Raw genomic sequence first — 18,087 nt, 5'->3', positions numbered from 1 at the left:
TTAAAATATAACCGGTGTTAACACACTCAGTAGTACTGCCTCCTGATTCGTAGGATTCTTCCATTCATGCATTTGTTCGGAAGGAAAATGGATGGAGTCCCCGGGAGTTAATAGGTATTCTTGTCCCTCTATTCTGAAAACAACGCTACCTTCAATCACATAATAAAATTCTTCCCCCGGATGACTGTACCTTTCAACGTAAGGTGCTTTTGCCGGTATGGTAACCATAATCGGCTCCATTTTTCTTTCTGGAAACTTTCCAGCTAAGCGTATATACACTTTATCCGAACCTTCCAGCTTAAAATCTTTCATTTCTTCTTTTCGAACAACATAATTATGATTTTCAATGTCATTAAAAAAATAAGTGATATTGATCTGGAAAGCATCTGATATTTTTTTCAAAGATGTTATCGCTAAGGAAGATGTCCCCCGTTCAATTTGTGACAGGAAACTAACTGAAAGTCCTGTACTATCAGATAAATCCTTTAATGTCATTTCACGCTCTAACCTGAGATTTTTAATTTTTTTGTGAATATTGTCCATTATCTCTGTCCTTTATATCTTATTTTTTACAATGGAAGAATAATTTTTACACCTCCACTTCATTTTTTGTAATTCTATCATAATATATCAAAAATTAAAAGAAAACTTTTTCAATTCTTTATAATGGAACGATTCCTTTTATTAGCATAGAATCATTTCCCCTATAACCACTGCTTCTCTTCAGTTTGAAATGATGTATTTTATTTCATTAAAAATAGTTGAAAAAAATGGTGAAATAAAATACATTTAGTTAAGCTAAAAAAGAAACCCAACTGTATAAAAACAATTGGGTTTCTGAAGTAAAATATTTAATTACATCTCATATGGAAAATTTCTTATAAATCTAACTTTAGTTAAATCCCTACTTTTTCTTAATCATATCCAGCCATTTTAAATCTGCTTCTAAATGAAGTAAAGCACCATCTACTAACAATTGCATGTTTTCTTGTTCATTTTCCTCTTCCAGCTGTTGTCTAAATTTAGTCAGCTGTAAAATATTTTTTATAATCGTTTTTCGTTGGTGCTCCACCATTTCTTTTTCTTGACCGACATCTACTTTTTGAGAGCACAACCATTTAAAATAAAAGGTATCTTTTAATAAGGAGTATTCTACGGGAGTATAGAGCCAATTCATGAATTCTTCTTTTCCCGCATCCGTAATCCTGTATATTTTACGGTCTTTTTCGTCTGATCCTGGTGAATCCACTAACCCGTCCCGCTCCAATCGATCAAGTGTTGTATACACCTGTCCCGGGTTTAGGGGCCACTTCTTTTGAACAAGATCATCAAAACCGATTTTAATTTCATACCCATGGTGGGGCTGCTCATATAATAATGCTAACATCGCATGTTTTACAGACATTGCTCACTCAACTCACTCATACCGCAATGCGCGGCTAATATTGACTTTTGCTGCTCTTCGTGCGGGAAGAATGCAGGCAACCATACTTACAGTGATGGAAAAAATAAAAGCTAATAAGATAGATAACCAGGAAATGTGGAAGGGTAAGTCTAACATGTAGTCAACCTCTTGCACGGACGTTAAGAACATGACCCCTATTCCTACAACGCTACCAATAATCGCAGCACCTGTTCCAATAAAGAATGCTTCACTTAAAATCACTTTCTGTATTTGCCACTTCGTACTGCCAATAGCTCGCATTGTACCAAACTCAGGGACACGCTCAATGGTACCCATCAAAAGCGTGTTCGCTATGCCGATACCAGCCACTCCCATGCCAAAGATAACCAAAACATTTAATACGAAAAAGATATCTTCCGTCTGCTGTTGGAATGCATCGATTTGCTCTTCCGCTGTTCTTACTGCTGCAAGAGAAGCATCTTCTTCTGATGTAATTGCTGTTTTGATGGAAGATGCCGTACCCTCCTCTGCTAATAAAAGGGCTTCATTTTGATCGCTGACACCGAGTTGAGCTTCCATTTGCTCATCATGGATAAAACCGATATAACCTCCACTGCGGTATGTGTCGACCACGCCCTGCACCGTCCAGTCCTCGGCACCATTCACCGTTTCTACTGTCAGCGTATCGCCAACTTCTCCGCCCCATTGATCAAAAGCTTCCCTTCCAAGGGCTATCGTATTTGGTTCTTCTAAATCACGCAACAACTGCTCATAATCTTGATTATACTGAAAAAGAGGAGTATTTTCCATTCTTTCAGTTGTAACGCTATTTACATCCATTAAACGCATATCATTTTCTTCTTTATCCGCGTACCAAAGGAAAGAAGATGTAGATAAAGTTTCAATGTCATCCACGCCTTCGACATCCCGCCATGATTGCAATGTTTCTTCTGAAATAGCGTCCTCATAAACGACGGATACATCTCCACCTAACGTTCCCTCAATTAACTCGGACATACTGTCACTTACAGACAGACCGATTGAACTGAGAAAGACAAGCAGTGTTACCCCAAAACTCATAATTGCTGCTGTTAATGCTGTTCGCATTTTTTGACGGTTCAAGTTACGAGCAGCGAATTTTCCCGCCCGTTGAAATAATAGTTTAGAAACAGGCAGCAACAACCATATTATCCCGCTGAATAGAAACGGAAACAGAATGGCAATACCGAGAAATAAAGGCAAGAAAGCCAGCATATCCTCCCAAAATAATCCAGGGATGAGTAAAAGTGCTCCTACTATTATTAAAAAGAAAGCTGGTTTTTTCTTCGGTTTGCTAATGGATTCACGAAACACATCTGTTACCTCCGTATTGGAAGCTTTCATCACAGGAAGCCATGCCGCAATAAGGGGAATCACCAATCCCGCGACAGCAGCAATGAGTAACGGCATTCCTATTTTTAACTCATACAAAACATTCGAAAATATTTCTGCGAGAAGTTCCATAAAACCATAAGAAAGCAATACTCCAATTCCTAGCCCGATAACTGTGCCCACGAGTGAAAGAATAAAGACTTCTCTCAAAATATAACCACGCGTTTGCCCAGGTGTATAACCAACTGCTTTCATTAAAGCAAATTCTTTCCGACGTTCCACTACACTGATATATAATGTGTTGTATAAAATAAATGCACTAATCAGTAAACTTAAGCCACCAACAACATACAAACTTGCATATAATTCCTCAAACCCGGTCGCGACCTGACTCTCATCAACAACAGCAGGCTGAACAATCATATTCGCTTCCGCTGGAAAGAAGTCCCGCAGATGGTTGCCAAGCTGTTCAAAGGAAATACCCTCTGCTCCCGATACCAGCAGCTGTTCTGTCTGTCCTTCTGTATCTGTCCATTTTTGAAGTGTATCCAATCCCATGAATACGTGCCATTCATTATTTTCTGCTTGTTCCCAGCTATCTGGATTGGTCAGTAGAATGGTATTTTCCACCACAGCATCTACCTGTGTCTGGACATTTTCTTCAGTCTCTTGAAAGGATGCCGAAAAATTGACTTCATCGCCTACTTCCACACCCCATAACTCTGCTGTACGTTCATCGATAACAAGACCACTTTCATCTAATGACCCTTCCAAAACAGTAATATCATAAATGGCATTTTCTAAATGATCGATGGCCATTACTTGAACATCCAACTGTTCGCTTTCTTGGTCCCACACTTCTTTATCCAATGTCATTCGCTGGTTTGATTGTCCTAATACTTCTTCTATAACGTTTTCTTCAGCCAGTTCATCAATATAGTCTGTATCTATTCCGTCCTGCTGACCAAATACATAGTAGTCTGTATTACCTTGACCTTGACTGGCATAATCAGAGATAATACTTTGCGTACTCTGAACCATGGCAATCGATGAAACGGTTGCAGCTACTCCAAGAATAATCGCAAGAAGCGTTAAAAAGGAGCGCCATTTTTTACGCATTAAGTTCCGCCAAGAAACTTGCCATGAGTTCATCTTTATTTGCCTCCTCCCGTTCTATTTCCGCCTCTATTTTCCCGTCTTTCAACATAATGACACGATCTGCGTATCCCGCAGCAAAAATGTCGTGGGTGACCATAACAATGGTTTGTTTTTCTTCCCGATGCATTTTTGAAAGCAGATTTAAAATTGTTGTCCCTGTTTTCCGATCTAGATTCCCCGTTGGTTCATCACCTAAAATTAATCGCGGCTGATTCGACAACGCTCTGGCAATCGCAATTCTCTGCTGTTGTCCGCCACTTAGCACACTTGGGAACATATCTCCCTTTCCTTCTAAATCAACCGCTTTTAATAACCGGTTTACGCGTGATTTTATTTCTACTTGCGGAACATTATCTGCGTCTAACGGAAAAGCAATATTTTCCGCTACCGTTAACATCGGGAGAAGCTGATAATTTTGAAAGATAAATCCGATATTACGGCGGCGGAATAACGTCCGTTCTTTCTCTGAAAGTTCATGTAATGCAATATCGTTCATACGTACCTCCCCTTTGGTTGGTGTATCCAGACCACCGAGCAGCTGTAGTAATGTACTTTTCCCGGATCCGCTGGGACCCATAATCGCAACAAACTCCCCCGTAGAAATCGATAATTGTACGTGCTTTAATACTTGGATTACTTCTTCTCCACCTTTAAATTCTCGCTGTAAATCCGTCACTTCAATCATGTATCATTCTCCTTTTTTCTTACTTTGGCCGGATTTATCCGGAAATAGCGTATAAGACCACGACCAAATCGTATCGATAATAAAAACAATTTTCCAAACAGCATTTATTTGATTAACAAATGGTTCACGAAAAACTTCGGAATCCGTTACCCAGCTCAGGTCGGTAAAAAAAGACAAGAAGGATGCTTCTAATGGACGATAAAATATCCAGAAAAGCAAATGCACGATAACAAATAAAATAGCATGCACCAGCCAGGTCCGCCGATATTTTTGCGCAAGATAATCTGGATCCTTATTTTGTTTTATAATGCGCTCATCTTTTTCTGTTAGCAGGTTTTGCCCTCGATACTTCCCAATCTTATCCTTTAAATAACGATCCATTTTTCTGAAATCTCCAATTCCAAATGTGAACGCATAAAGGACAAATATAAAAATAATCATTTGAAAAGTGGCAATCTCTCCTGTTTCTTGATAATCAAATATGGCCAGAACCAATTCGAATACGGTCGCCCCCAAGAAAAGCATCAAAAACAAGATACTAATAGAAAAACGTTGAAAAGCATAACGTATGACTAAAAACAGAACCAGAGATAACCAAGAAACAATTTCAGCAAAAATAAATAATTCCCATTGATACGCGATAATCAATTCCTTCAAGTAATGATTCACAACCTCTCTTTTACTTACTCAGTATATATTTACTATGTAAGTATATACTGAGTAAGTAAAAGTTTCAAGTTAAATTGATATTTATTTTATTGCAATATATAAAACGAAATTTCATTCAGTGGGAATTTTCGACGCACAACTCTTTACGATAGGGCGAGTAATCGCCGCCCCAGTCCCAGGATGTCGCGATCTTAGTCTGCTCCTTTTTTCTCACTGAATTAGCCTGAGTGATTCAGTGAGTTAGCGCCCTTTATTTCCCGCCTAAATCAATGTATGCTCCCTCTTTATTTGGAGGCGGGAATTTTACGGGCGGTTCTCCGTGTTAAAAAGAACAGAGAACGATTTTAAACAGCAGTTACGAGGTAATCCTAAATTCCAATCAAACGATAGCAAATAAAAAAGAGCAGCAGTCTGCTCTTTTAACGTCTATTATTTCCTTTTATCATACCAATCGAGTGAGTTCATCATTTCCACATTTCTTATTTCTCCCAATGTACAATTTGTAACTCGTCCATCTTTTAAAAATAAGTGAATCTGATTTTCAGTATATCCAGATACTTTACATTCTAAGTCTTTATAATAGTTCCCATTTTGCATCACATTCGCTTGAATCAAAACAGGAGAACCTGTCGTAAAAGCTTTATACAACACTTTTGCAATTTCTTCTTCCATCATTTCTTCTTTTGCTTCCACTTCCATTAGCTGGTCATCTGCTTCCTCTTTTTTTAGTGCTTCCGAATGGTCGCTTAACATCATTCCTAACCATTTAACCATCCCTCTATCTTTATAGCCAAATTGTTCAGGGGTAACCCGTGTTACAGATATTTGTTCCATGTCTCACTCTTCCTTTCCGGATCGATGACCGCCAAGCAATTTTGCACGATACCTGGCCATTCCGCCATCAAGTAAACTAGAAGCATGCAGTAATGAAGTATAACCATGTTTTTTTCTTACAAAATCAATCGTTCTATCCAGTTCTTCATTTTCTATCGTTTCTTCCATCGGCTCAAAAAAATCCAGCTGCAATGCTTGCTTCATTTGAAATTTTCCAAAGGTGACATTGACCACTCTTACAGGTGTATTTTCTTTATAATACTTACGAAAAATAAATAACATATGCTCTTTCAATTTTTTGGATGAATCGGTTGCTTCAATTCTCATCTGATGATGAAACCCATCCTGCGCTATATTTCTCGAATATCCAATGGAAAGTTTTACGACACCAGTCATTAAATGATGCTTCCTTAACCGAGCTACATTTTCATCTGTCATTTCTCGAATAACCGTCTCAATATCATGTTGAACGATATAATCTCTGTTTAGTATCTGATTTTTGCTGAATGATGTGCTTTTAGGTGTGTGTGTATCTGATAACAGCGATCGATCTATTCCATGCGCATGAAAAAAGAGCTGTTCTCCAATGACGCCAAATTTTTCTTTTAAATGATTAATATTATATTGAGACAAATCGTAAATACTCTGAATACCTATTCGATTCAGATTTGCCGCTGTTTTCTGCCCTATGCCCCAAAAATCAATTAAGGACTCTATTTTCCATACTGTATGCGGCACATCTTCATAACGCCACTCTCCAATAAAGCCCCGTTGTTCGTCATGTTTTGCCTGATGGTCGAGTGCTAATTTAGCTAAAAGCGGATTATCCCCTATTCCCACCGTCAACACTAACCCTAGTTCTCTCCATACATCACGTTGGATTTTCTTTGCTATATCATGCGTATTACCGAAAAGTTTATGCGATTTAGTCACATCAATAAACGATTCATCAATCGAATAAACAAATAAATCCTCTGATGCTACATAACGTTTAAAAATATGCAGTATGTCTAAATTCTTTTTTAAATACAATGCCATCCGAGGTTCTACAATTTCTATATTGGCGCTACTTGGAATTTCATAAATTCTTGTTCCTGTCTTCACACCATATTCTTTTTTTACCAAAGGCGATGAGGCTAGAACCAGCCCGCCTTGGTTATCTGGTTTAGATACAACAGCAATCCGGGATCGTAAAGGATGCTGCTTACGTTCGACAGCTTCTACACTTGCAAAAAAGGATTTAGCATCGATGCACATAATATCCCTGCGTGGTTCATTTGAATAGTCCATCATGATAATGTTTTTCATCGTAATCTCTCCTGATACGAATATAAGTTTGTATCCCTATTATACGAACGTACATTCTATTGGTCAATATGAATACATTTGAATTGGTGTGTTAATATATGGAAAGTCAAAATGTTATTGTTTGTACTTTAAGTAAGAATTTAAGGAATCCAGTACGACGAACAAGATATCCTAGTAACATCATTTATCACACGACGTGATTGTGCTTAGTCGCTGAACGCACAGCAGTTTTTAGTAAGTTGGGTAATCACAAACCTAATTAACATTAGCCGGTAGATCTCATTATCAAAACAATTTATAGTAAATTTAGAAATAAAAAGAATCCATATTGACTAACCTTTTCAAAATGGATTCTTCTCTTATGAATTCGTATCATTTTTTATAAAAAGTTTGATCCTTTTCATTCTAAACCCTTCCGTAATCATGCACGATAACGTAACAACATTTTGAAAATTTGACCGAACTTTATCACATTCTTACAATAACCGCTCCACCACCGCTCCCCTGAACGCATTTGGTATCTTCTTGATGATGCATCGATTGCAGTAGTTGATTGTTCTGCGCAATCAATTGATTAAGTTGATCCATTTGATTCCTTAAATGAACCATCATCTGCATCATATGTTGCATATCTGGCGATGCACCATGATAAGAGCTGTCAGGATATGTGGAATAAGCATTGTAATGACCATTTCCTCTTCCTTGACTGTTTGTATTCTGAATAGGAGACCTATTATACTCCGATAACATACCCGATCCATGCTTGGCACCTTGATTTTGTGTTTCTATTCCTGGTCCATACAATCCATTACTACGACCATAACCTTGATATTCATCTTTCGGGAAATTGTTTCCCTGGTTTTGACGATAAGGGACCCGGTTAGATGAATGTGGATTGTGAGAAGACATCCGATAACCTCCTTTCATCCTATCCCCAGTTTATTCACCGTCTCTTTCCTTGTGTGCAGCTCTTCAAAAATGGTTCATTCGCCTTGTTTTGTGATTTCGTTCGATGATTACATTATTATAAGCCAGCTGGTAAAGTCACTTTTATCGCAGTAATATTATATCAGACCTTACCCTTCAACAATTTTAAAAAACCTGCATTTGTTCTTTTTTTATAGTTTCCTATCATATTAAAAAGAGCTCAGGTTACATAACGTAACTCAAACTCTTGATAATTTAGGATTCATCTTCTGTTTTGCTATCATCTACCACCATATAAGGTCGCATCATATCATAATCTTCATGTTCTAAAATGTGACAGTGCCACACAAACTCTCCGCTATATGGTGCAAATTTGGCAATGACTCTAGTAATGGTTGCAGCAGAAACCTCTATAGTATCTTTCCAACCGCGCTGATTTGCTGCTGGTGCAACTGGTGGTCCTGTAAATATGATTTTTCCATCTCTGTTATATTGTTCCAGATCGAATGGCTGATGTTCTAATACTTGAAATTGAACCAGATGAATATGAATTGGATGTGAAAAGTTGGTTGTATTTGTAAAAGCCCAAATCTCTGTTGTCCCAAGACGCGGATTTTCTGTAATCGGATCATGCCAATGTTTATTGTCAAGAAGTAATAAAGGACGATCAAATTCATCAGCGGATCCAACTAATTTTAAATAACGAATCCCAGCAATATGATTTTGCTTTAGGGAAGGAATAACAGATAAAGCCTGAGGCAAACTGCTTCTATCTTTATTTTTCAATGACTTTGTAACACGAAACTGCATAATATCTCCAGTGTCGTCGTTTGGATCAGCATCTGGCCCTAAATCATTTTTTAATGCAATGGATTGGCCTGCTGCTTTTGAAAAATCAATAATGACATCGATTCGTTCTGCTGGCTGAAAACCAATCTTTTCTATTTCAACGGTTTTTCTAAGCAGTCCGCCATCCGAGCCGATTTGTTGAAAGGTTATATTGGAGTCAAGCTGTAACTGGTAAGACCTTGTATTGGAAGCATTCAACATTCGAAAACGATATTTTCTCGGCTCTACCTCCAAGTATGGCCATGCTTTCCCATTAACCAATATCGTATCTCCATTAAACGCTGGCAGAATAGAAGGATTTGGTAAATTTTCAGCTGCATCATCAGGCTGAGATGGATAAAATAAAGAACCATCTGCGTTAAAACTTCGGTCTGTAATCATAAGCGGAATCTCATAATCCCCGGCTGGCAGATTCAATGATTTCTCTTGTTCATCCCGAAGAATATACATCCCTGCAAGCCCTGCATATACATTCAGCCGTGTAATTCCCATCGCATGATCATGATACCAAAGCAGACTTCCACGCTGATGATTCGGATACGTAAATGTTTTTCTGGAAAAAACAGGTCCAGTTTCCTGGAAATTATTTGTATACCATGCTTCCGGATGCCCATCACTGTCCGGTTTTGTTTCGATACCATGTAAATGTACCACAGTGCGTACAACAGGAAGCTGTTCAAGACCATGGATGGATACATCAACTGGAAGCAGATGCTTATTTGGCAATTGATTAAGCCATGTCACATGAATCGGTTCATCACGGGTGGCTTCAATGATTGGCCCGGGAAACTGGCCATTATATCCCCATAAAGTGGTAGCTGGTAAATCACGATGGATCTTACCCTTAAATTGCTTCATCGTCATTTCATAGTGAACCCCGTCCTTTGTCTTTTTATCAGGCTTTAGAAGCGGTATGTTTGGAAGTGGATCCACAAATTTTTCTAGCTTGCGACGCATTCGTATTCACCCCATTTCTTTATAGTAGTAAATGTAACCAGAAGCAAAAAAGTGCAAGGCTGCTGTACATGTAAATTAATATTAATTTGGATGAGTATAAATTTTGAAAGGCTATTAATATGAAAAATGACTTGAAATTGTAAAACAATAAGATTACTATGAATATATTGAAAACCCTTTCAAAAGAGGTGATTAATGACACAAAGCCTATTTCAGTACAATCGAATTTGTAATTAGCAAGAAAAACCAGAATCCGATAAACTGCCATTAAAAAATTATTCCAGCTTCTCCTATGAAACACATCATATCAGGCAATTATCCGTATGATCACGAGAATCAATCCAAAACTGTTACAACAAACTTAATACACAGAGAAGTCTCTGATCAAAAGTAAATCGATTTAACGATAATTAGAAAGGAGTATATTTATGTCTAATCATCATGCAAATTATTTAACGATAGAAGAAATAATCGCTTTACCAACATTTCAGGATGTTTCCATCAGCGAGGATGGACAGCGTGTGGCTTATGTAAGAAGTACAACTGATTGGGATAACAATACATATCCTCAGCATGTCTGGATTTATGATAAACATATCGATAAAAATTATCCCTTAACCATAGGAGAAAATGAAAGCATGCAGCCCTGCTGGTCACCGGATGGACAAATTCTTGCCTTCCTCAGCCCGGTTGATGATGGGGACAAAAAGACAAAGCAGATTTTTATCCAAACGAACGAGGAAACAACAGCAATACAGCTTTCTCATGCCGACCATAATATTGATCGTTTTAAATGGGCTCCAGACGGACGAGGCCTCTTTTTCACCGCAAAGCGCCCTGAACCGGATAAACTGAAACGTCGCAGTGAAATGTATGGTGATTTTACCTATGTAGATCGAGATTTTCATTTTAATGCATTGTACTTTCTGGATCTTGAGAAAGGGAAACAACATGCCAAAATACTGGACAAGCTGCCAAAAGATTTAAGGGAAGAAGCCTGTGAAAACGATAAAGATAATAAGGATAAGGCAAGTACGCCATTGACGGAATTGCTGGATAGATATATTTATCATTTTGATATTTCACCAGACAGCAAGAAGGTTATCTTTAGCTCTGCCCCTACTCCCAGATTCACTGATCTGTTAAACATGGAAACCTATTTGTTGGACCTGGAAACTGACGAATGCGCAAAGCTTGATATTACTCCTTTACAAGCAGGACCTGTCTTATTTTCCTATGATGGTTCAAAAATTTGTTATAGCCGCTACAGGCAGAAAAAAATATACGCAAACGTAACGCTGGAAATCTATGATTTAAAAACGAAACAGACGAAACAGCCTGCACTGGACATAGATGAAAATGTTTTACCTGTTCGCTGGACTAAAAAGGGTATTCATATTACCTGGCTGGAACGAACCAACTATATTACCGGACTTATCACAGAAGATGGGACATTAACGCCACTTGTAAATCCGGCAGACATAGTAATTACTCACCCGGCTATCACCTCGGACGGCAAGCATACTGCATATGTTAAGGCAACTTCACAAACAGCGGCTGAAGTATTTCTTGATAATCAGCAGCTGACCAAGCAATATATGTTTTATGAAGGAAAAACGAAAAGTAAAAAAGAAATTATATCCTGGCAAACGGAAGATGGGCTGGAAATTGAAGGCATATTATCAAAGCCGGCAGATTACGATGATACAAAGACCTATCCACTTGTACTTGCTGTTCATGGCGGCCCAACCGGCATATCCTTAGCAACTCCGACCACAAATAGATATCAGCCAATTGAACAATTTATAGAGAAAGGATTTCTTGTTCTAGAGCCTAATTACAGAGGCAGTGCAGGTTATGGAGAAGCATTTCGCGCGGCGAATTTCAGACAGTTGGGGCTGGGAGACTATAAAGATATTATTTCCGGGGTCGACTTTTTGATTGACAGCAAGATAGCAGATCCGGAAAAGGTCGGCATTCTGGGCTGGAGTCAGGGCGGCTATATATCTGCCTTTTGCGCAACATACAGTAACCGGTTTAAGGCTATTTCGGTTGGAGCCGGGATCTCCAACTGGATGACCTATTATGTCAATACGGACATTACTCATTTTACACGCTATTATTTAGGAGATACGCCATGGAATGACGAGAAGATCTATCGAAACACATCTCCCATGACTTATATTAATAATGCTTCAACGCCAACGTTGATTCAGCATGGTGAAAAGGATCCCCGAGTTCCTGTTCCAAATGCCTATGAACTCTATCGCGGCTTGAAGGATGTCGGTGTAGAAACCGAGCTGGTCATTTTCAAAGACATGCTGCATGGTTCAGACAAGCCAGGGATCCATCGAGCCATTCTTAAACAAAATCTGGATTGGTTTGCATATCATATTTTAGATGAACAGCCGGGTGAAGACCGGGTATATTAGACTGTTCATTCAATATAAAAAAAGCACTTTTAAATAGAATTAAATAAAAGCGGGTGATGATGCAAAATAATGTATTATCATCCGCTTTAAAAAAATTAAAAATCTCTTTATTTCTAATATATTAGTCTAAATCATCTAACCTCAATAAAGTTTGACTATTTCATCTAACTTTTGTTATATTCGATTATATAATCAAACTTCTTATTACATTCGATAAGGAAGGAGCTGTTTCTTCATGGCAAATGAGGCCTCCATCTTCATTATGGATATAAGTAATTCATCAAAAGAAAATATCGGGAATGAATTGAGTGGATATCTGGAGCAATTAAAAAAACACATTGCTGAATGGACAAAAAATTCAGCTATAACAAAGGTCAGCCACCGCGCTGGTGATGAATTAGTGGTTGTAAGCAACGGTTATGCTTCAGCATATACCCTTGCTTTCTATATAAGTCGTATTTGGCGGTTTCCCAATCATAAGCCATATTTCGGCTTATCATTGGGCGATATTCAGGAGGATATCAGTGAAATAAACATAGAAACCTGGATTCATCCATTAATGAAACAAGCTAGAAATGCCAATGATCATTTAAAAAAACAGCCGAACAGATTACTGTTTCACTTTGAATTACCTCCTTTATCAGATGGACATGGCTTCACTGTTTTTAGCAAGCAGTTTGAAGCCTTAATAAATACCAGTTTAACTTTAAAGCAGGAGCAAATAAATGAGCAAACTGAAATACAGTCTCTCGTCTGTTCTTTATATGTCATGCTCGGTCAACAGAATAAAGTAAGTGAATATCTTGGAAGAACAACAGCTACGATATCCCATCATATGAAACAAGGAAAAACTCATCTTATTTTGAATGCTTTTTATAACATTGTAAAGGTGCTGGATTCATTAGGTGTACAAGATCGGCAGGCTCAGACGGATAAACTGCAGGAAAATATCAGACAAAATATAAGGAAGCATCTGCCTGATTATTTTCCGAAAGAAAGGAGTTTATCATGACTATATTATTGCTCCTTCTCGCACATCTGATTGCTGACTTTTGGCTGCAAACGGACCAGATAGTGCAAAATAAAATAAAACATTTGAAAAAACACCTGCTTCATCATCTGGTGACAACAGGAATTGCCCTTGCGATTATATGGGGATACCAATATGAATTTCAACAGATAATCTACTATTTTATTCTGCCCTTCGCTTTTATTATCATCACGCATCTTGTGATTGATTTATTAAAATAAAATTAGTAGATTCCATTCCCAAAAACCCAACGGATAATATAAAAAGACTCGGATACTTTTTAGCAGACCAAGTATTGCATATCATTATGATACTCATCGTCTGTATCCTTTTCTTCCATATGACAGCAGATCTTTTTAACTTGTTGCATGGGATAAGCAGTTTAAATCCATTCCATACCGTATTATTTATGATTATCATTTATATTTTAGCAACAAGTGTCAGCGGTCATATCGTAAAATTCATCATTGGCTCCCTGCCATCTGAATTTGCTAATTTTGAAGGCGAGCTGACATTGAAAAATCAAATCGCTGCCGGGAGGGAAAAAATTCACGCGGGAGCAGATAATCGTTTCACAGAGGAATATCATTATTTTACCTATTCTACCCCGCTTCGTTCGCATGGAAAACTTATCGGCTATCTGGAAAGATTACTAGTGATTATGTTAACAGCGGTTGGTGCATATCCGTCGATCGCATTTATCATTGCTGCTAAGTCGATTGCGCGGTTTAAACAATTGGATGATCGTAACTGGGCGGAGTATTTCTTATTAGGTACCCTCTCTTCTATTTTCTTAGGGTTAGTGCTCGGGCTTGTTGTACAAGGGGTTCTAATGTGAGCCTGATAGGCGTGTCGATATTTCTAGCCACGCCTATCATAAATCTCATACGTAAATACTTTTTCATACCTTTCTTCCTCAAGAGACCATTAAGATTCTGTGTTTTTCCCAGCCACTTAGCTAAACCATTCGCAACTTTCTTATCTAACTGTGAATTTGATTTTCACATTTTTTATCAAAGATAACCGCCGAACTACGATATTCTTACTCACGCAATCAATATCACATGCTTTATGGAAGTTAAACTATGTGCTTGCAAGTTCCAAAATTTCTTTTTCTAGCTTAGTGATTAACATATTACGATTTGTTAGAGCAAACGCCTTCTTTCTATCTCCTTCATGTGAATCAGTTAAATCAATTTCTGGAATGAATTCTTCGAGTTTGTTTTTATAACACCAATGTGCAGAACCATCATTATCAAAAAATATTGCTCTTACCGGATAAGCCAGTAAAACATCTTTTAACCCTTTGTCAAATGTAGCTAAAGAATGCATTTCGAAAGGTATATTTTCTGTTGTATTTATGTTCATATCTTCAGCCAAACGTCTTATATGCCATAAATCCCAGGACATACCTTGTATTGTTTTAATTAATTCATTAGCAGTAGGTTGTATTCTTTTAAAAAATGATTTACTACTTTTATCTTTTTTTAAAAATAAATAAGCTATTACAAACTCCCTTTCTAAAAAAACTCCTAACTCAAAATTAATAAAATCTAATAGTTCTTCAAGTTTCTTTTTGACTTTTCTATTTGAACTCCAATCAATTATAATTACTTTAAGCAGAAGACAATATATACCTTCCCATAAATAATCGTTAAAATAATTATTTTTCATATTTGCTATGAATTCATCTGCTTGAATCAAAGTATTAGATGAATAACTAACCTGTGCTTTACTTAATATATATTCCTTAAATTGATTTAAATTTAATGATTTAAAAAATAAAAATGCGCATAAACTTTGGTGTACTCCTTCTAACGTCTTTATTGATGATAATTTGTTCCAATTTTCAAATAAGTAAGGATAACATGTATAATCAATATTTCTTGACAATACAAAGTAAAGCAATTTATATACTTGAGACATTTTAGGTTCAGAAATATTTTTGTTTTTCAATAACAGAGATAAATAACTGACAACTTGCGTATCAAAATGAATAGCATTGTCAAAGTGAAAGTTGGTGGTACCGTAATTTATCATTTCCTTCACTCTTAACTTATCTAGTATTAAAAACTTCTGATCAGCATTAATACTTAATATTGATAGCTCTTGTGAATTCAATTGATGATATTTTGGTAACGGTGTTCCTTTAACTTCGTCAAAGAAAATAAATCTTGTCCCTTCAAGTTCCCTACTATAATTATTATAAGCAACAAAAGCACTATAATATGTATCATCCGATAAAATATAATTTATTAACTCCTTTTTATCAAACATTCTTAAGTAGATTCTCCTTTCTGTATAATTTCAAATTATTATTAAATTATTTTTGTTAATCTTTATATAACTTTTTAATTATTCTGTATTCATTATTTAATCCTAGTATTTTTAATATTTATTTTAACATACCTTATTAAGCTCTTTACGGGAAATTCTTTTATCTATTTTAAAGTCTATTATTTTCAGTAGAAGAAATCTAACTTTTCGTTTTTGGTCTGCCTCCTTGCTGTTAAATGAGTAAAAAGCTAGATTTCCATATGGTTCAAGTCGTTGAGATGCTGCCTTGATTTTCTGTTTTGTAATATCACGTCCTTTCAAAATTGAGTAAAAAATGGATATAAATTTTCTCCCGTCTTCATTTTTCTAGTGACCCATGTAGTAAATTCTAACAAAGCATTTAGAATGGATTTCAATGCGGACGGTGATGGGATATTGGGATAAGGTAGTGCCTTTGTATACTATTTTTGATAAGAAATCAGAATAGTTTTCTGCTATTTGGATAAAATCAACAGAAGATTTCCAAACGTTCTACGAAATTATGTTTCTGATGTTGAAAAATTCAATAGTACAGGAAATTATCCCCTAAAACACCAATACTTGAAAATAATGTTTCTATTTCAATGATTCCTTGAACCTCTTTTACCAGTTTCAATTTAAATGTAATTAATAATTCGAATCACCTGTTACTGATTGTTACAGTTGGTAAATTTATAAAAAAGATTCATTTATTTATTTGCCGTTATCTTGACAAATCCATCATGCTGTATGTGATGGTTATCATGCAGCTTTTTTATGGACCATATCCAAAGCCTTGTTGACATTCCTGATAGATAGCTTTAAAGAAAACTTGGCGTTCGTTAAAAGGAACTTTGAAAGCGTGTTTTGCTTTCTTAAAATCCTTTATACTCTTGAGTGCAATCCCTTCAACGAACGCCTTAGTTTCACTTATACTTGGCATCTAAAAATTTTTACTACGTAGAAAATCTTCTTCGCTAAAATTTCCTTTCCTAACGTATAAAAAAATCAGGCTGCCGAATACTCCTTTGGCAGCCTGAAACATCTTATACCTTGCGTATCATCGTACTTACTTGATTTGAATCACAATTTTTCCTTTCGCATGATGGGTTTCACTCAAACGATGTGCTTCTTTTAAACCGTTCTCAGTGAGCGGGAAAGTATGTCCTATATACGGTTTTAATTTCCCGTCTTCTATCAACTTCCCTAGTTCAGCCAGTTCTTTTCCGTCGGGCTCAAGCCATAAGGAATCTGCTTTGATCCCTTTTTGTTTTGCTAATTTTTCATCTGGCTTCCCTGCGATGGAAACCAGTCGCCCGCCTTCCTTTAATACCTGGAAGCTTTTATTAAGGATTTCACCACCGAGCGTATCCACGACAATATCATAATCTTGAAGAACATCTTCAAAGTCTTCCTCTTTATAATTAATGAATTGATCGACACCTAATTCTTTTAAAAACGTCTCATTTTTCCCACTTGCAGTCGAAGCCACATAGGCATCGAAGCTTTTAGCAATCTGAATAGCCATACTGCCGACACCGCCAGAACCGGCATGAATCAACACCTTATCGCCTTCTTTTATTTCAGAGAAGTTCACAAGACATTGCCAGGCAGTAAGACCTGCAAGCGGAACTGCTGCCGCTTCTTCAAAGCTGATATTTTTGGGTTTCATAGCCAGCAGTTCTTCATCTACCGCTGTATATGCAGCATACGTGCCATTTGGTGTGAGGTCCGGTCTAGCAAATACCTCATCCCCCACTTGAAAGGCGGTGACATTTTTCCCGATTTGTTTAATGACTCCTGCTGCGTCCCATCCTAAAATAATTGGAAATTCAAAAGGCAGGCCTTCCTGCAGGTAACCTTCGCGCAGTTTCCAATCAATTGGATTAATGGACGTAGCATGCATTTCTACTAATACCTGATTATCTTTTATTTCCGGAATTGGAATTTCATCTTTTTCCTTTAGCTGATCTGCATCGCCGTATTGGTCGATAATAATTGCTTTCATGATCAAAACCTCCAGCGTATGTTTTTCTGTTGCATTGTCCATATTATCAAACGGAGTTCGCTTAAACAATCAACTCAAACTTGCTTGATAACCTTATACAGATTTGGTAAATCATGCATTTCATATCTAGACATGATAACGTTTATGACAAGTATACAT

16 protein-coding genes and 1 pseudogene are annotated in these 18,087 nt (G+C 37.0%); 5 read left to right on the top strand and 12 right to left on the bottom strand.

Annotated features, from left to right (window positions below):
• From BN986_RS13955 to BN986_RS13915, 9 genes are all read right to left on the bottom strand, one after another.
• Complete coding sequence (locus tag BN986_RS13955) at window positions 1-543, bottom strand: helix-turn-helix domain-containing protein (RefSeq protein ID WP_040981168.1); 543 nt, start codon at window positions 541-543, stop codon at window positions 1-3.
• Window positions 544-904: 361 nt separating this feature from the next.
• Window positions 905-1,405, bottom strand: coding sequence for a PadR family transcriptional regulator (locus BN986_RS13950; protein ID WP_040981166.1), 501 nt, complete (start codon window positions 1,403-1,405; stop codon window positions 905-907).
• 12 nt (window positions 1,406-1,417) lie between these two features.
• Window positions 1,418-3,928 (bottom strand): ABC transporter permease, encoded by a 2,511-nt coding sequence (locus tag BN986_RS13945; protein ID WP_040981164.1) that lies wholly within the window; start codon window positions 3,926-3,928, stop codon window positions 1,418-1,420.
• Window positions 3,888-4,619: an ABC transporter ATP-binding protein gene (locus BN986_RS13940; protein ID WP_040981162.1), complete on the bottom strand. Its 732-nt coding sequence runs from the start codon at window positions 4,617-4,619 to the stop codon at window positions 3,888-3,890. The genes BN986_RS13945 and BN986_RS13940 overlap by 41 nt, the downstream gene beginning before the upstream one ends.
• Window positions 4,620-4,622: 3 nt before the next feature.
• Entirely contained in the window at window positions 4,623-5,276 is a 654-nt protein-coding gene (locus BN986_RS13935) for a hypothetical protein (RefSeq protein WP_040981160.1), read from the bottom strand.
• A gap of 441 nt (window positions 5,277-5,717) precedes the next feature.
• A complete protein-coding gene (locus tag BN986_RS13930; RefSeq protein ID WP_040981158.1) occupies window positions 5,718-6,122 on the bottom strand; it encodes a hypothetical protein in 405 nt (134 codons plus the stop codon).
• A gap of 3 nt (window positions 6,123-6,125) precedes the next feature.
• A complete protein-coding gene (locus tag BN986_RS13925; RefSeq protein ID WP_244445007.1) occupies window positions 6,126-7,430 on the bottom strand; it encodes a Y-family DNA polymerase in 1,305 nt (434 codons plus the stop codon).
• Window positions 7,431-7,898: 468 nt separating this feature from the next.
• Window positions 7,899-8,339, bottom strand: coding sequence for a hypothetical protein (locus tag BN986_RS27680; RefSeq protein WP_040981156.1), 441 nt, complete (start codon window positions 8,337-8,339; stop codon window positions 7,899-7,901).
• A 273-nt stretch (window positions 8,340-8,612) separates the two neighbouring features.
• The gene (locus BN986_RS13915; protein WP_040981154.1) at window positions 8,613-10,163 is read right to left on the bottom strand and encodes a multicopper oxidase family protein; all 1,551 of its coding nucleotides are present in this window, start codon (window positions 10,161-10,163) and stop codon (window positions 8,613-8,615) included.
• 428 nt (window positions 10,164-10,591) lie between these two features.
• Here BN986_RS13915 and BN986_RS13910 point away from each other — a divergent pair, with 428 nt between their 5' ends.
• The 4 genes from BN986_RS13910 (at window position 10,592) to BN986_RS25770 (ending at window position 14,463) form a co-directional block, all read left to right on the top strand.
• A complete protein-coding gene (locus tag BN986_RS13910) occupies window positions 10,592-12,595 on the top strand; it encodes a S9 family peptidase (protein ID WP_040981152.1) in 2,004 nt (667 codons plus the stop codon).
• A 235-nt stretch (window positions 12,596-12,830) separates the two neighbouring features.
• Window positions 12,831-13,607 (top strand): hypothetical protein, encoded by a 777-nt coding sequence (locus BN986_RS13905; RefSeq protein WP_040981150.1) that lies wholly within the window; start codon window positions 12,831-12,833, stop codon window positions 13,605-13,607.
• On the top strand, window positions 13,604-13,846 hold the full coding sequence (locus BN986_RS13900; protein ID WP_040981148.1) for a DUF3307 domain-containing protein: 243 nt from the start codon (window positions 13,604-13,606) through the stop codon (window positions 13,844-13,846). Before BN986_RS13905 ends, BN986_RS13900 begins: the two co-directional genes overlap by 4 nt.
• An 86-nt stretch (window positions 13,847-13,932) precedes the next feature.
• Complete coding sequence (locus tag BN986_RS25770; RefSeq protein ID WP_244445006.1) at window positions 13,933-14,463, top strand: hypothetical protein; 531 nt, start codon at window positions 13,933-13,935, stop codon at window positions 14,461-14,463.
• Between the two features lie 245 nt (window positions 14,464-14,708).
• On the opposite strand, the gene BN986_RS13890 is transcribed toward BN986_RS25770, so the two are convergent.
• Window positions 14,709-15,902: a hypothetical protein gene (locus BN986_RS13890; RefSeq protein WP_040981146.1), complete on the bottom strand. Its 1,194-nt coding sequence runs from the start codon at window positions 15,900-15,902 to the stop codon at window positions 14,709-14,711.
• A gap of 330 nt (window positions 15,903-16,232) precedes the next feature.
• On the opposite strand from BN986_RS13890, the pseudogene BN986_RS28100 reads away from it, so the two are divergent.
• Window positions 16,233-16,650, top strand: a pseudogene (locus BN986_RS28100) (CatA-like O-acetyltransferase); the annotation flags it as partial.
• A 45-nt stretch (window positions 16,651-16,695) separates the two neighbouring features.
• On the opposite strand, the gene BN986_RS27670 reads toward BN986_RS28100, so the two are convergent.
• Both BN986_RS27670 and BN986_RS13880 read right to left on the bottom strand, forming a co-directional pair.
• Window positions 16,696-16,863 (bottom strand): hypothetical protein, encoded by a 168-nt coding sequence (locus tag BN986_RS27670; RefSeq protein WP_157037083.1) that lies wholly within the window; start codon window positions 16,861-16,863, stop codon window positions 16,696-16,698.
• 126 nt (window positions 16,864-16,989) lie between these two features.
• A complete protein-coding gene (locus tag BN986_RS13880; protein WP_040981141.1) occupies window positions 16,990-17,928 on the bottom strand; it encodes an NADP-dependent oxidoreductase in 939 nt (312 codons plus the stop codon).
• Window positions 17,929-18,087: the final 159 nt, after the last annotated feature.

It is taken from the genome of Oceanobacillus jeddahensis, from assembly GCF_000750635.1.
GTDB classification, from domain to species: Bacteria; Bacillota; Bacilli; order Bacillales; family Amphibacillaceae; genus Oceanobacillus; species Oceanobacillus jeddahense.
The sequence above is the reverse complement of the archived record's forward strand: the minus strand, read 5'-3'. Positions and strand labels throughout refer to the sequence as shown.